The sequence below is a fragment of the Poseidonibacter parvus genome (assembly GCF_001956695.1).
In the GTDB taxonomy this organism is placed as follows: Bacteria; Campylobacterota; Campylobacteria; order Campylobacterales; family Arcobacteraceae; genus Poseidonibacter; species Poseidonibacter parvus.
Map to the genome: position 1 here is coordinate 659560 of NZ_CP019070.1, position 14432 is coordinate 673991.

15 protein-coding genes are annotated in these 14432 nt (G+C 29.3%); 2 read left to right on the plus strand and 13 right to left on the minus strand.

Going from position 1 to position 14432, the window contains the following annotated elements; all coding sequences use genetic code 11:
- Window positions 1–82: 82 nt before the first annotated feature.
- The 9 genes from LPB137_RS03195 to LPB137_RS03230 form a co-directional block, all read right to left on the minus strand.
- Window positions 83–1405: an MFS transporter gene (locus LPB137_RS03195; protein ID WP_076084305.1), complete on the minus strand. Its 1323-nt coding sequence runs from the start codon at window positions 1403–1405 to the stop codon at window positions 83–85.
- The gene (ypmT, locus tag LPB137_RS14790) at window positions 1402–1563 is read right to left on the minus strand and encodes a protein YpmT (protein ID WP_420041071.1); all 162 of its coding nucleotides are present in this window, start codon (window positions 1561–1563) and stop codon (window positions 1402–1404) included. Before ypmT ends, LPB137_RS03195 begins: the two co-directional genes overlap by 4 nt.
- Entirely contained in the window at window positions 1563–2270 is a 708-nt protein-coding gene (hisA, locus tag LPB137_RS03200) for a 1-(5-phosphoribosyl)-5-[(5-phosphoribosylamino)methylideneamino]imidazole-4-carboxamide isomerase (RefSeq protein ID WP_076084308.1), read from the minus strand. Before hisA ends, ypmT begins: the two co-directional genes overlap by 1 nt.
- Window positions 2271–2288: 18 nt before the next feature.
- Complete coding sequence (gene hisH / locus LPB137_RS03205) at window positions 2289–2894, minus strand: imidazole glycerol phosphate synthase subunit HisH (protein ID WP_076084311.1); 606 nt, start codon at window positions 2892–2894, stop codon at window positions 2289–2291.
- A 29-nt stretch (window positions 2895–2923) separates the two neighbouring features.
- Window positions 2924–3496, minus strand: a complete 573-nt coding sequence (locus LPB137_RS03210; protein ID WP_076084314.1) for a ComF family protein — start codon at window positions 3494–3496, stop codon at window positions 2924–2926.
- Between the two features lie 51 nt (window positions 3497–3547).
- Complete coding sequence (gene lepA, locus LPB137_RS03215) at window positions 3548–5335, minus strand: translation elongation factor 4 (RefSeq protein WP_076084317.1); 1788 nt, start codon at window positions 5333–5335, stop codon at window positions 3548–3550.
- Window positions 5336–5485: 150 nt separating this feature from the next.
- Window positions 5486–6610, minus strand: a complete 1125-nt coding sequence (locus LPB137_RS03220) for an OmpA family protein (protein ID WP_076084320.1) — start codon at window positions 6608–6610, stop codon at window positions 5486–5488.
- A gap of 166 nt (window positions 6611–6776) precedes the next feature.
- Complete coding sequence (locus LPB137_RS03225) at window positions 6777–7865, minus strand: OmpA family protein (protein WP_076084322.1); 1089 nt, start codon at window positions 7863–7865, stop codon at window positions 6777–6779.
- A 60-nt stretch (window positions 7866–7925) separates the two neighbouring features.
- Complete coding sequence (locus LPB137_RS03230; protein WP_076084324.1) at window positions 7926–8858, minus strand: ribose-phosphate pyrophosphokinase; 933 nt, start codon at window positions 8856–8858, stop codon at window positions 7926–7928.
- A gap of 202 nt (window positions 8859–9060) precedes the next feature.
- Between LPB137_RS03230 and LPB137_RS03235 the strand changes: the two genes are divergently transcribed.
- Window positions 9061–10149: an Opr family porin gene (locus LPB137_RS03235; RefSeq protein ID WP_076084326.1), complete on the plus strand. Its 1089-nt coding sequence runs from the start codon at window positions 9061–9063 to the stop codon at window positions 10147–10149.
- A gap of 32 nt (window positions 10150–10181) precedes the next feature.
- Here LPB137_RS03235 and mnmA (LPB137_RS03240) read toward each other — a convergent pair whose 3' ends face one another.
- From mnmA (LPB137_RS03240) to LPB137_RS03255, 4 genes are read right to left on the minus strand one after another with little or no spacing between them, the layout of a single operon-like run.
- Complete coding sequence (gene mnmA / locus LPB137_RS03240) at window positions 10182–11216, minus strand: tRNA 2-thiouridine(34) synthase MnmA (RefSeq protein WP_076084328.1); 1035 nt, start codon at window positions 11214–11216, stop codon at window positions 10182–10184.
- Between the two features lie 9 nt (window positions 11217–11225).
- Window positions 11226–12323, minus strand: a complete 1098-nt coding sequence (gene mnmA, locus LPB137_RS03245) for a tRNA 2-thiouridine(34) synthase MnmA (RefSeq protein ID WP_076084330.1) — start codon at window positions 12321–12323, stop codon at window positions 11226–11228.
- Window positions 12320–12811 carry a 2-amino-4-hydroxy-6-hydroxymethyldihydropteridine diphosphokinase gene (folK, locus tag LPB137_RS03250; RefSeq protein WP_076084332.1) on the minus strand — a complete coding sequence of 164 codons (492 nt, stop codon included), beginning with the start codon at window positions 12809–12811 and terminating at the stop codon, window positions 12320–12322. Before folK ends, mnmA (LPB137_RS03245) begins: the two co-directional genes overlap by 4 nt.
- 32 nt (window positions 12812–12843) lie before the next feature.
- Window positions 12844–13869: a M24 family metallopeptidase gene (locus tag LPB137_RS03255; protein ID WP_076084334.1), complete on the minus strand. Its 1026-nt coding sequence runs from the start codon at window positions 13867–13869 to the stop codon at window positions 12844–12846.
- A 76-nt stretch (window positions 13870–13945) separates the two neighbouring features.
- Here LPB137_RS03255 and aroQ point away from each other — a divergent pair, with 76 nt between their 5' ends.
- Window positions 13946–14422, plus strand: a complete 477-nt coding sequence (aroQ, locus tag LPB137_RS03260) for a type II 3-dehydroquinate dehydratase (RefSeq protein ID WP_076084336.1) — start codon at window positions 13946–13948, stop codon at window positions 14420–14422.
- Window positions 14423–14432 lie beyond the last annotated feature (10 nt).

Consider the following 14432-nt stretch of genomic DNA (forward strand, 5'->3'; position numbering starts at 1 on the left):
TATATTATAATATCATAGAGTTACTATAATTAAGCTAGAAGATAAAATTATTTATTTGTTTTTAAGAAATAATTAAGAGGAATTATTCTTTTGTAACATCAGGAAGTTTTAAAGCCATAAATATTCCAAGTATACCAATTAAAGAAAGTAGTAAAATAATTCCATTTAGACCAATTAAAGAACTTAAAAATCCAATGAAGCCTGTAAATAGTAAAACAAAACCAATTATTGTATTACTAACAGCTACATAATCCGTTCTTTTATTACCACCTGCTAAATCTACAAGATAAGTTTTTCTTCCAATTCTTATACCTTGATACCCAACAGTTAAAACAAAATAGATTAAAGGCATTATCCAAATAATAGAGAAAATATTCTCAAAAAATGTAGCTAGAATAAATACTAAAAACCCTAGAGATGTTGCAATACTGGCTCCTAATATCATAGATTTTTTACTAGATACATCAGAAAGTTTTCCCCAAAAAATTGATGAAGAAAAATCTGCAAGTCCAGAAGCTAGAATAAATAAACCTAATAAATAATTATTTGAATCTGCTTGTTGTTGAGCTAAGATTACAAAAAATGGAGCAGATAAAACTGAACATAAAAATAAAGCTCTTGAAATTACAAATAATCTAAAATTTTCATCTGTTTTTAATAAGCCAATTTTTTTTAAAGCAACACTAATTGCATTTCCTCCACCATCAGTTTCACCTTGAAATTCATTAATTTGTAAATAAACAAAACCTGCAATTATCCAAAAGAATCCTGCACAAAATAGTAGTATTCCAAAGTTTTGAGGTGAAAAAGGTTTCTCTCCCACAAATAAAAAATAAACTCCAAGTCCTATAATTAGAACTCCTGCTAAACTCCCTGAGTAACCATTTAAAGCTCCCCGTCTAGTTTTTGGTATGGTTTTTCCTAGTACATCTTTGGCTGCAACTGAGCTTAAACCTCTTGCTAAACTAAAAAGTATAATCAGAAAAATAATAGCAATTCCTGCACTAAGTCCTTGCATATTCCAAGCAACTATTCCAATTCCAATCATTGTCAAAGCTTGTAAAAAAGCTCCAATACTCCAAATATATTTTCTTATAGGAAGTTTTCTTACATAAGCAGCTATTAAAAGTTGAGGTAAAAGTGAACCAGATTCTCTAATTGGAACTAAAAAACTTATTAAAAATAGTGGAACTGCAAGGGACTCCATAATCCAAGGAATGATTACTTTTGTATTAGCAACTGAATCTGCAAGTTTATTAAAAAAATAGCTAATAATAGTTAAAAAGAAATTTCCAGGAACTACTTTACAAGCTTTTTCATCAATAGCTTTACAAACTCTTGCATCTTCTTCATTCATCATTTTTTCATAAATTGATTCTGATTTTAATCTAAGTTTTTCTTTCATTTTGAGTTTCTATCTTTTTTTGTTTTGAGTATATTTCTAAGCATTAATAAAATAAAAAATAAAGCAATAGAAATATTTATATAAAAGCCTTGCATATTTCCATCTTCAAAAAATGTATATGCAAGAAATGAGAATATTATAGAGATAATAAGGCAGATTAAAGAGCCTTAAAACCTTCTTCTAAATCAAGTGTACCTTCATAAAAAGCCTTTCCTACAATTACACCTGCAATGTTTCCATTTTTTTTACAGTTTGTGATATCGTTGATATCTTTTACTCCACCAGAAGCAATTGTATCAACACCAGATGCTAATGCAATTGATTCTGTAAACTCAACATTTACACCACAAAGCATTCCATCTTTTGAAATATCAGTACAAATAATAGCTTCAACACCTGCATTTGCAAACTCTTTAGCTAAAGTAGTAGCTTCCATAGTAGAAACTTCTGCCCAGCCTTCAACTGCAACCATTCCGTTCATTGCATCGATTCCTACAGCAATTGGATATTTAGCTGCCATACTTTTAACAAATTCTGGGTCTTTTACTGCAATTGAACCTAAAATAAGTCTATCAACTCCAAGTTCAATATACATCTTAATAGTTTCTTCATCTCTAATTCCACCACCAAGTTCAATTTTTAAATTACAGTTTTCTCTAATTTTTTTAATTTGTTCTAAGTTTGCTGGTTCTCCTGCAAAAGCTCCATTTAAATCAACAATATGAAGCCATTTAGAACCTAACTCTTCAAATCTTTTAGCAACCATCCATGGCTCATCTGAGTATATTTTTGCACTTTCCATCAAACCTTTGCTAAGTCTTACTGCTTTCCCGTCTTTTAAATCAATCGCTGGTAAAATATCCATAATTTATTATTCCTCTTTTTATATCTTCATAAAGTTTTGTAAAATTTTTAGTCCATTATCATGCGACTTTTCAGGGTGTGGTTGGAAACCGTAAATATTATCTTTATTAACAGCACTTACAAAATCATAACCATAAGTTGTTTTTCCAATAATATTTTCTTCTTTTGTTACTGCATGATATGAGTGAACAAAGTAAAGATAAGGGTCTTTTAAACCTTCAAAAAGTGCATGTTCTTTATTAGTAATTGTATTCCAACCCATGTGAGGTATTTTAAAATCTTCATGCATTTTAGTTTTATCAAATTTAATTACTTCACCTTCAATTAATCCAAGACCATCAGTATGTCCAAACTCTTGTGAACTTTGAAATAAAAGTTGCATTCCAAGACAAATACCAATCATTGGTTTTCCACTTTTTGAAAACTCATGAATCGCACTATACATACCAGTATCGTTTAAGTGTTGCATTGCATCTTTATATGCTCCAACCCCTGGTAGTATGATTCTATCATAGTTTTTTAAGTCGTTTGGATCTTTAATAATTGTAGCTTTTGCATCTAATAAATGACAAGCATTGTAAACACTTGCTAAGTTTCCCATATTATAATCAATAATTCCTATCACATTAATCCCTTTATTAAAACGCAATTATACTAAAGTTTAGCATCTGCTAAGGTTAAAGAAAAGAGGATTTTATTGTTTTTCTTTTCTAAAGTTGCTTTTGCTTCAAGTATTGTGCTACCTGTTGTAATTAAATCATCACAAAGTATAACGTTTTGATTAGAGATATCATTTATTTCAAAATTTCTAGGATTGTTTTTTCTAAACTCTTGGTCTTTTCCTGCATATTTTACAATATTTCTAGCTTTACATATATTATATTTGGGTTTTATAATTTTTGATTTAAGATGTTTTGCAAGTATCGCAGTATGAGAAAACTCATGTCTTGTATGATCATCAATAGCAATTGCAATAATATTTTCATCATAATTGAAATTTTTAGAAAATTTTGCAAAAGAGAGTTTGGCTAATAGATTAAAAACTCTATCCCCATGAAAATAGTATTTTGATAGTATTAAATCTTCAATATCACTAAAAGCATAAAATGAATAATTATAAAAGTCTTTTGATATTTCTCTTTTATGAAAAGAGGGACAGAGGAAGTTTTTTTGACATGTTTTACAAATTATTGAAAAACATAAAGTATCACAAGTTAAACATTTCATATATAATAATACTATTTATTATTATAAATGTAAAGCTTTGGTATTAAAGAATTAAATCTTTAATACCGCCATAAATGCTTCTTGAGGAACATTAACTTTTCCAATAGATTTCATTCTTTTTTTACCAGCTTTTTGTTTGTCAAGTAGTTTTCTTTTTCTTGTAATATCACCACCATAACATTTTGCTGTTACATTTTTACCTGTTGATTTAACAGTTTCTCTTGCAATAATATTAGCTCCAATACTAGCTTGAACTGCTACTTCAAATAGTTGTCTTGGAATTAATTCTTTTAAGGCTTTAATAAACTCTCTACCTTTTGATAAGGCTTTATTTTCTGGAACAATAATAGATAATGCATCTACAACTTCACCTGCAACTTTAATATCAAGTTTTTGTAAAACACCTTCTCTAAAACCAATTGGTTCATAATCAAAAGATGCATAGCCTTTTGTAGTTGACTTTAATCTATCATAAAAATCCATTACAATTTCATTCATTGGAATATCATAATCTAGTAAAACTCTTTTACCTATGTAATCCATTTTATTTTGTACACCTCTTTTATCATTAAGAAGTTTAATTACATTTCCTAAAAACTCATCAGGAACTAAAATAGTTGCTTTTACATAAGGTTCAAAAATTGTATCAATATGATTTGGCATAGGAAGTTCACTAGGGTTTTGAATTGAGATTTTTTCTCCATCAACTTTTAAAACTTCATATACAACAGTTGGAGCAGTTGCTATTAAATCAAGATTAAATTCTCTCTCTAATCTTTCTTTGATTACTTCCATATGAAGCATCCCTAAAAATCCAGTTCTAAATCCACTTCCTAATGCTGCTGAGCTTTCTGGTTCATAAGAGATTGAAGAATCATTAAGTCTTAATTTGTCTAATGCATCTCTTAAATCTTCAAACTTATCTGTATCAATTGGATAAATTCCAGCAAATACGAAAGGTTTAGCAGGTTCAAAACCATCAATAGCTTGAGGAGTTCTGTTTTTTGCATCTGTAATTGTATCACCAACTGCAATAATATCTACAGTTTTAATTCCAAGAACTACAATACCAATTTCACCTGTTTTGATTTCATCAGTTTGTTGCTTTTTTAAAGGATGAGGATACATTAAAGATAATACTTGTTGTTCATGTTCTGTATTCATCATACGAACAACTTGACCTTTTTTAATACTTCCTTCATATACTCTAACAAGTGCTAAGGCACCTAAGTAACTATCAAACCATGAATCATAGATTAATGCTTTTGTAGGTGCATTTGTATCACCTTTTGGAGCTGGAACTCTATCGACAATTGAATCAATTAAATCTCTTACACCTAATCCTGTTTTTGCAGATATTAAGTTGTGCTCTGTACAATCAAGTCCAATAGCTTCTTCAACTTCTTCTAACACTCTATCAGGATCAGCAGAAGGTAAATCAATTTTATTAACAACTGGTAATAACTCTAAATCATTATCCATTGCAATATATACATTTGCAATAGTTTGAGCTTCTACACCTTGAGTTGAATCTACAATTAAAAGTGCACCATCAGATGAAGCTAAAGACCTACTTACTTCATAAGAAAAGTCAACATGTCCTGGAGTGTCAATTAAGTTTAAAACATAGTTTTGACCATCTTTTACATAATCAAGTCTTACACTTTGTGCTTTAATTGTAATACCACGTTCTTTTTCAATATCCATAGTATCCATTACTTGTGCTGACATATCTCTATCGGCTACTGAACCACATTCTTGAATTATTCTATCAGCTAGTGTTGATTTTCCGTGATCAATATGAGCAATGATACTAAAGTTTCTAATATTTTCTTGCAAGGTTATTATCCTTAATGTCTATTATTTATCGCGATTATATCTAAAGTTTTGTAAGTTTATTGTTAAATTTTAAAAGTAGTAGTTTTACTGTGTAGATAAAGACTTAGATAATTTATCTAAGTCTTATATATTTTAGAAGATTATTGTTTGTTATTGGTTAATTAAACCTGTAACTCTTCTGTTTTCTGCTCTTCCTTCAGCTGTATCATTTGTAGCAATTGGTTGAGTTTCTCCATATCCAATTGATTGAAGTCTTGAAGGTAAAATATTTAATTTTTCTAAAGATCTTACTGTTGAAGCAGCTCTTTTTTCAGATAGTCTTTGGTTGTAGCTTTCAGAACCTCTTGAATCTGTATGTGCTTCAATTGTAGCTTTTAAGTTTGTATTTTCATTTAATAAATTTGCAAACTCTTGAAGTTTAGAATTGTATCTAGATTTGATTTTATCAGACATAGTATCAAATTTAATATTTAAGTTGATTGTTGCCACACAACCATCTTCATTAACTTGAACATCAGGAGATGTATTTGGACATTTATCAAGTCTGTTTACAATTCCATCATTATCATCATCAATTTCACAACCATTTTCATTAACAACTGCACCTGGAAGTGAATCTGGACATAAATCTTTTGAATTTAATACTCCATCATTATCGTCATCACCATCAACAACTGGTACAACAGCAACAGGTTCTTCAATAACTGGAACTTTAGCAGCAATATTTTCTGAGTATTTTTTACCTAAAGGCATTGCAAGTCCAAGTGTATACATTACATCATTTGATTTGTCATTAAATCCAAATAAGTGTCTTACATCACCTTTTACAGCAACTCCATAATATGGAAGATCATATCTTAATCCAACACCATAGTTTACTAATGCCGAATCATCATGATCTTTTATTTCTTGAGTTACATCTTGGTATCCCGCACCAACTAAACCATAAGCAGCTAATTTTTCAGTTAATGGTAATTTTTTCACAGCATTTAAAAATACTCTATTAATATTAGTATTTCCATTTGTTGTACCTTTATAATTAAGGCTATCACTTCTCATAATTGCAAGTTCAACTTGGTCTAAAAAAGATTCTTTTAAATTTTTAGCTAATGAAATACCAGCATTTGCATAATTGTCATTTGCAAGATTTGATTGACTATCAGATAAAATTCCTGCAGCAAAAGGAGTTACTTCATAGCTATAGTTACTACTTGGTGCACTTTGAGCGAACATAATAGATGCACATAATGCAGATGTTAATAAAATTTTTTTCATTTAACTTCCTTGTATTTAAATAATTTAATTCATTATAGCAAAATTTATTGATTTTTTTATTAAAAGTTTTTTTTTATGTTATAAAATTTAATTTTGAAGATGTTTTGAGGAGAAAAAGTAATAAGATTAGGATTTAATCCTAATCTTATTTATAAGAAGAAACTAATTATTTAGTAATAACAGCATGAACTCTTCTATTTTGAGCTCTTCCTTCTTTTGTCATATTAGATACAGCTGGTTTAGTTTCACCATAACCAACAGCAGTTAATCTAGATGCATCAATATTTAATGATTTTAAAACTTCAACTGTAGAAGCTGCTCTTTTTTCTGATAATTTTTGGTTGTATTTAGCAGAACCAACTGAATCAGTATGTGCTTCAATTGTAGCTTTTAATTTTGTGTTGTTTTTCATTGCATTTGCAAAGTTAGCAATTCTTTTATTGTATTGATCTTTTACAACTGCAGAGTTAGTATCAAAGTTAATATTTAAATTAACTAATGTCATACATCCAACAGTATCAACTTTTGCACCAGAAATAGTATTTGGACATTGATCTAATCTATTTACAACACCATCTTTATCATCATCCATTTCACAACCCATTGCATTTACAGTAGCACCTGCAACAGTATTTGGACATTTGTCTTTTGCGTCAATTACACCATCGTTATCTGAATCCATTGGAGCTACAACAACAGGAGCTGCAACAACAGGAGCTGCTTTAGCTACTTGTCCAAATGGAATAGAGAAACCTAAGTTATATAATAAAGTGTTATCTCCATGATCAGCTTCAATTAAGTGTCTTACATCTGCTTTTAATGCAAATTGTTCAGCAATTTTATACTTCCAACCAAAACCATAGTTTCCTACAATTCCATTTTCATTATTGTCATTAGCTTCATCATCAAAGAATTCAACACCAGCACCAGCTAATGCATATAATGAAAAGTTTGAAGATAATGGGTAATCTTTAACTAAGTTAACAAAAACTCTAGTAATTCCAGTATCTCTTCCACCTAAGTTATAATACTTTGCATCTTCAACTGTTCTGAATGCTGCAATCTCAACTTGATCTATCATAGAATCAGTTTGATTAAATCCTAAAGCTAAACCACCGTTTACGTAGTTTTGTTGCATACCTAAGTTACCTTCTGTATACGCTCCACCAATCATAGGTGTAATTTCATATTTGTACTCATTTGCTGCTAACATCATTGTTGCACAAGCAACTGTAGATAAAATAATTTTTTTCATTGTTTTTCCTTTAATTTTAATAATTTTTCGTATTATAGCTAAAAAATTGTAATTTGTATATTAAGCGATAAAAATCGAGTTTACAGACTCATTATTTTGAATTCTTCTTATTGTCTCACCAATTATAACAGATGCAGTTAATACTGTAATCTTTTTAGCATCTTTTCGTGTAGGAATTGTGTCAGATACAATTAATTCATCTAAAACACCATTTGCAATTCTATCATATGCTGGTCCTGATAAAACAGCATGAGTACAACAAGCCATTACAGAAGTTGCACCTCTTTTCTTTAATACTTCTGCAGCTTTAACAAGTGTTCCAGCTGTATCAACCATATCATCAACTAAAATTACATCTTTACCTTCAACATCACCAATAATATTCATAACCTCAGATTCATTAGCTTTTTCTCTTTTTTTATCAACGATTACTAAATCGTATCCTAATTTATCAGCATAAGATCTAGCTCGTGCAACTCCACCAATATCTGGACTTGCAATAATAGGATTTGCTAATTTTTTGTCTTTGATATAATCAACAAATAAAATAGAACCAAATAAGTTATCAGCTGGAATATTAAAGAAACCTTGAATTTGAGCTGCATGTAAATCAATAGTTACAACTCTTGTAATCCCAGCAGCTTCTAGTAAATCTGCAACTAATTTTGCTGTAATAGGAACTCTTGGAGCTGCTTTTCTATCTTGTCTTGCATATCCATAGTATGGAATTACTGCTGATATTGATTTTGCACTAGATCTTTTTAATGCATCTACCATAATTAATAGTTCCATTAAATTGTCATTTGTTGGAGCACATGTAGGTTGAATTATAAATACATCTTGACCTCTTACACTTTCTGTAATTTGAACAGACATTTCTCCATCACTAAATGAGTTACATTTAGCATTAGATACTGGTACTCCTAAATACTTTCCAACCTTTGCAGCAAACTCAGGATTTGCAGTTCCACTAAAAATTTTATATCTTGACATGAAAATTCCCTTAATTAATATGTTTATATTTGCGATTTTATCTAAATAGTACTTAATGAATAGAAAAAATAAAATGTATATTTAGTATACAAAATTTATGTATACTAAATTTAAAAATATTGATAAAATTTTAATGTTCTTCTAAAAAAAATAATATGTAGCGCGTACATATTTATAAATAATTAAAATAAAAGGAAATTATATGAATAAAAAAATTAGTTTAGTAACATGTGGTTTATTATTAAGTACAAGTATGGCATTTGGAGCAGATTCAATAGATGAAGCATTCAAAACAGGTAGTGTATCAGGAGATATAACATTATATGGTTCTACAGCAGATAATAAAGATGGAAATCCTGATAGTGATTTTGCAGCAGCAACAACAGGATTAGCATATGAAACAGCATCTTTCAAAGGATTAAAAGCAAAAGCTGGATTTAGAGCAGGACATGTATTTGGTAATTCAGCTCCATTAGGAGCAAAAGCGGTAATGACAGAAGCAAATGTAAGCTATGCAACTGATGCATTTTCTTTAACTGTTGGTAGACAAGCAATTGATTTAGAATGGTTAGGTGATTATAATGAAGCAGTAGTTGCAGGAATTACAGCAATACCAAATACATCAATTGTTGTAGGTTATGTAAACCAACAAGCAGTAGCAGATGAAGATGAAATAGAAGAATTTGCAGAAGTAACAGAAGATGGTGTATATGTAGTTGATGTGAAATATACTGGATTAAAAAATGTTGAATTAAATCCTTATTTCTATAGTGCACCAGATGCCGTTAACTTCTATGGATTAAAAGCAAGTTTCTCTACAGATATGTTTGGTTTAGTTGCACAATATGCAGCAAGTGATGTAGATACAGTATATGGAACTGCAAATAGTATTTCAGATGGATCAATAGGACATGTAGAAGCAAGTACTTCAATTGCAGGAATCTCAGCAGCTTTAGGATATATCAAAACAGATAAAACAGGTGGAACAGGTGGAATTGATTCATATGGTGATAATATTTCTCCATTCGATAAAGGTGAAAATACTTATTCAGCAGATGCAAAAACAGTATATGGTTCTTTAGGATACTCAATTGCAGGAGTTGATTTAGGATTATTATATGGTGAAACAGACTATGCAGTAAATGGTGAGGAAAAAGAGTTAAATTTAATGTCTTCTTATAACATTACTGATAGCTTAGGATTATCTTTATTATATGTAAAATATGATGAAGAAGCTTCTCCTGGTAACGATAGTGATTATGCTACTGCTACTTTAGCTTACTCATTTTAATATAAGAATAATTTAGGAGTTTAACTCCTAAATTATTTAGTACTTTCAATCCACGCACTTCCTAAAACTTTTTCATTATCATAAAAAACTGCAAGTTGACCAGATGCAACTCCAAATGCGGGTTCTTTTAACTTTATATATGCTTTATTATTTTCTATTTTAACTTCGCAAGGATTTGCGTTTGATCTATATCTTAATTTTACATTTGCAGTAAAAGTTTTATCATCAATAAACATATTAAGTCCATTTGCTATAACTTCATTTACTTCTAAGACTTCTTTTTTACCTACAACAATGGTATTTGTTTTAGGATTTAATTCTTTTACAAAGTGTGGATGTTGTGCACCTTTTACTGTAAAACCTCTTCTTTTTCCAATTGTATAGTGCATATAACCTTTATGCTCTCCTACAATATTGCCTTTTTCATCTAAAACATCTCCCGGCATATCTATATTTGCGTGTTTTTTAATCACATCTGTATAAACAGTTTCAACAAAACAAATCTCTTGAGATTCATTTTTTTGTGTAATTTTTTCAAAAACATTATCTAAATCTTTTGCAAATTTAAGAATATCTTCTTTTTTATAAGTACTTAATGGAAACTTCATGAAAGCAATTGCCTTTTTATCAACCTGTGATAAAAAATAGCTCTGGTCTTTTGATTTATCATCAGCTTCATAAACAAAAGTTCCATCACTTTTAGCATAATGTCCTGTTGCTAAAAAATCACAGCCTTTATCTTGTGCAAATTTTAACATTGAACCAAATTTAATTTGTTTATTACATTTTACACATGGATTTGGTGTTGTACCTTCTAGATAAGACTCTACAAAATAATCATAAATCTCACGTGTAAATTTATCACTTAAATCTAAAATATGGTATTTAATATTTAAAAACTTTGTTATATCTTCAATATGCTCTAAGTTTTTTTCATGATAACCATCATTTCTATTATGAAGTTTTAAATAAACTCCTTCAATTTCATAGCCATCTTTTTGAAGCATATAAGCAGTCACAGAAGAATCAATTCCTCCACTCATGCCTACCATTACTTTTTTTTTCATTACAGACACTTAAGAATAATCACTTATAAATCCGCCACCTAAGCAATAATCGCCATCATATAAAACAAGACTTTGTCCTAAAGTTACAGCTCTTTGTGGTTTATCGAATTTTACTATTACTTTATCATCTTTAGTTTCAACAACAGTACATGCTTGTTTTTGTTGACGATATCGAACTTGTGCCATTAATTTATCCCCAACTTTTGCAGGTGTTTCTAAAACCCAATGCATATGACTAGCTTCAACATTTTCATTCATTAGTAGTGGATGAACTGTGTCTTGAACAACTGTTAAGGTATTATTTTCAAGATCTTTTTTAGCAGCATACCATGGTTTATGAATATGACCATCACTTTCTGTTTCTTTAATACCACCAAGACCAATACCTTTTCTTTGACCTAATGTATAACAAATAAGACCTTTGTGTTTTCCTATTATTTTTCCATGTTCATCAATAATATCACCAGGTACTGCTTTTAAATGTTGTGTGATAAATTCATCAAATCTTTGATTACCAATAAAACAAATTCCCGTGCTATCTTTTTTATCACTAACACTTAAATTATGCTCTCTTGCTATTTCTCGAACTTCCATCTTTGTTAAATCTCCAAGTGGAAACATTGCATGTGAAAGTTGTTCGCTTGATAGTGCATGTAAAAAATATGTTTGATCTTTTGAAGAATCTTTTGGAGTATCTAATACAAAATGCTCACCATTTTTTGCTATTTTTGCATAATGTCCAGTTGCTATCATATCAGCACCCATTTTTTTTGCTTCATTTAAAAATACATTAAATTTAATCTCACGGTTACATAAAATATCAGGATTAGGAGTAAGACCTTTTTTTAGACCTTCTAAGAATACATCAAATACTTTTGTTCTATATTCTTCAACAAAGTCAATTCCTTTTACATCAATTCCTAAAAGTTTTCCTACTTTTTTTGCATCTTCAAACTCGATTCTATTAGGACATTGGCTACCTTTAATTCCATATTCCCAATTTCGCATGAATAAGCCTTGTACTTCATAGCCTTGTTGCTTTAATAATAAAGCAGTAACTGAAGAATCAACGCCACCTGACATTCCTACAACTACTTTTTTCTTCATTTATATATCCTTTTCATTTCTTCTAAAGGAATAATCACTGATTCTCTATTTGCCCGATCTTTATGAGGAATAATAAGTTTTTCTGTATTGATTTTTTTATTATCAAAAAAGATTATATCTATATCCAAGGTTCTAGGCGCATCTTGAAAGGATCGCTTTCTTCCGAATTTGTTTTCATATCTTTGCATTGCTTTTAATACAGCATTTGCACTAAGATTAGTTTTAAACGTGATTATACCATTTAAAAAATCATTTTGTTCTAAGAATCCAAAGGGAGGATTAAGTAGAAGTGGTGATGTTCTAAGTACAGTAAATCTCGTATCTTGTTTTAAACATAAGATTAATTTATCAAATGTTTTTTTCATATTTCCAATATTTCCCCCAATACCAATGGTTACATGATATTTTTTTCTTGTATCTTTTTTATAAGATTTAGGAAAATTTGGAGTATAAAAAAGTGTTAAATCTTTGCTAATTTTTTTTTTCAAATTTTTCTTCTTTTATCTTTATTAGCTTTAACTTATAATATTACAGCTTTACCATTTTTCATAACAACAGTATCTTCAATTCTAACACCAAACTCTTTTGGTAAATAAATCCCAGGTTCAATTGTAAAAACCATATTATCTTCAATTATCACATCTGATTTAGCATTTATATTTGGAAATTCGTGAATATCAAGGCCTACACCATGACCAGTACTATGAATAAACTTATCTGCGTATCCTGCTTTTTCAATTACAGTACGTGTTAGTGCATCAATTTGAGAGGCTTTCATTCCTACACGTGCTTTTTCAATTGCATTTAATTGTGCTTTGTAAACTAAATCATAAATTTTTTGATGTTTTTTGTTCTTAAACTTTTGCTCTCTTTTAAAAGTAAGTTTTTCAAAATTAGCAGATGTAACACAAGTTCTATCTGAACAATACCTTTTATATTTTACTCCTGCATCAACTAGTATTAAATCATCTTTTCTTAGTTTTTTTGAAGTAGGTAAGGCATGTGGTTTTGCTGCATTTTCATTTATGGCAATAATTGGATCAAAGCTTAAGTCTAGTTTTCCACTTTGACTCATTTTTTCAATACCTTTGAAAAATAAATATTGCTCACTTTGTTTAAAGCCATTTTTTCTAATAAATTTAGCTAAATCTTTAAACCCTTCACGACCAAGTTTTGCTGCTTTTTTTAATATTTTAACTTCTTCATCTGTTTTTATTATTCTTTTTAATTTTGAAAAGTTCTCTTTTGGAATAAGAGTTGTTTTAATATTTTCTGACAATTTTACATAAGTAGAATATTTAAAATCATTTGGATCAAATACTATTTTTTTAATTTTGTTTTTGATTAATATTTCTTGTGCTGTTTTTATTAAGTTTGATGACTCAATTACTTCACAGTTTTTTGTAAACTCTTTTGCTTCTGTTGTATATCTTGCATCTGTAATAAAATAATTATCTCCACTTAGTGATAAAAAAAGTACATTATCACAAGAAAAAGAAGCTTCAAAATATACAGCATTCTCATTTAATAAAATAAAATTTTTCATAAAATCTCTTTCCTTTGGTATGGTTTAACGTTAATTTAAATATAATCTTACCTAAATTTTATAAAAGGAATATAATATGAAAATAGCCGTAATTCAAGGACCAAACTTAAATATGTTAGGTATTAGAGAGCAACACATCTATGGTCCAATGAACTTAGAACAAATTCACGATCAATTAAAAAACGCAGCTTCACAAAATGGAGTTGAATTAGAGTTTTTCCAATCAAACTTAGAAGGTGAATTAGTTGATAGAATTCAAGAATGTTTAGGAACTGTAGATGGAATTATGATTAATCCAGCTGCTTATTCTCACTCATCTATTGCTATTAAAGATGCATTAAGTGCAGTTGAACTTCCAACAGTAGAAGTACATATTTCAAATATTTACAAAAGAGAAGAGTTTAGACAAAAATCTGTAACTGCAAGCGCAACTACTGGTGTTATTTCAGGATTTGGACCATTTGGTTACCACATGGGATTAATTGCATTAATGCAAATTATTTCTGAAATTAAAGCTGTTGAAGAAGCTCAACAACAAGAAGTAACTGAATAATTCAATATAA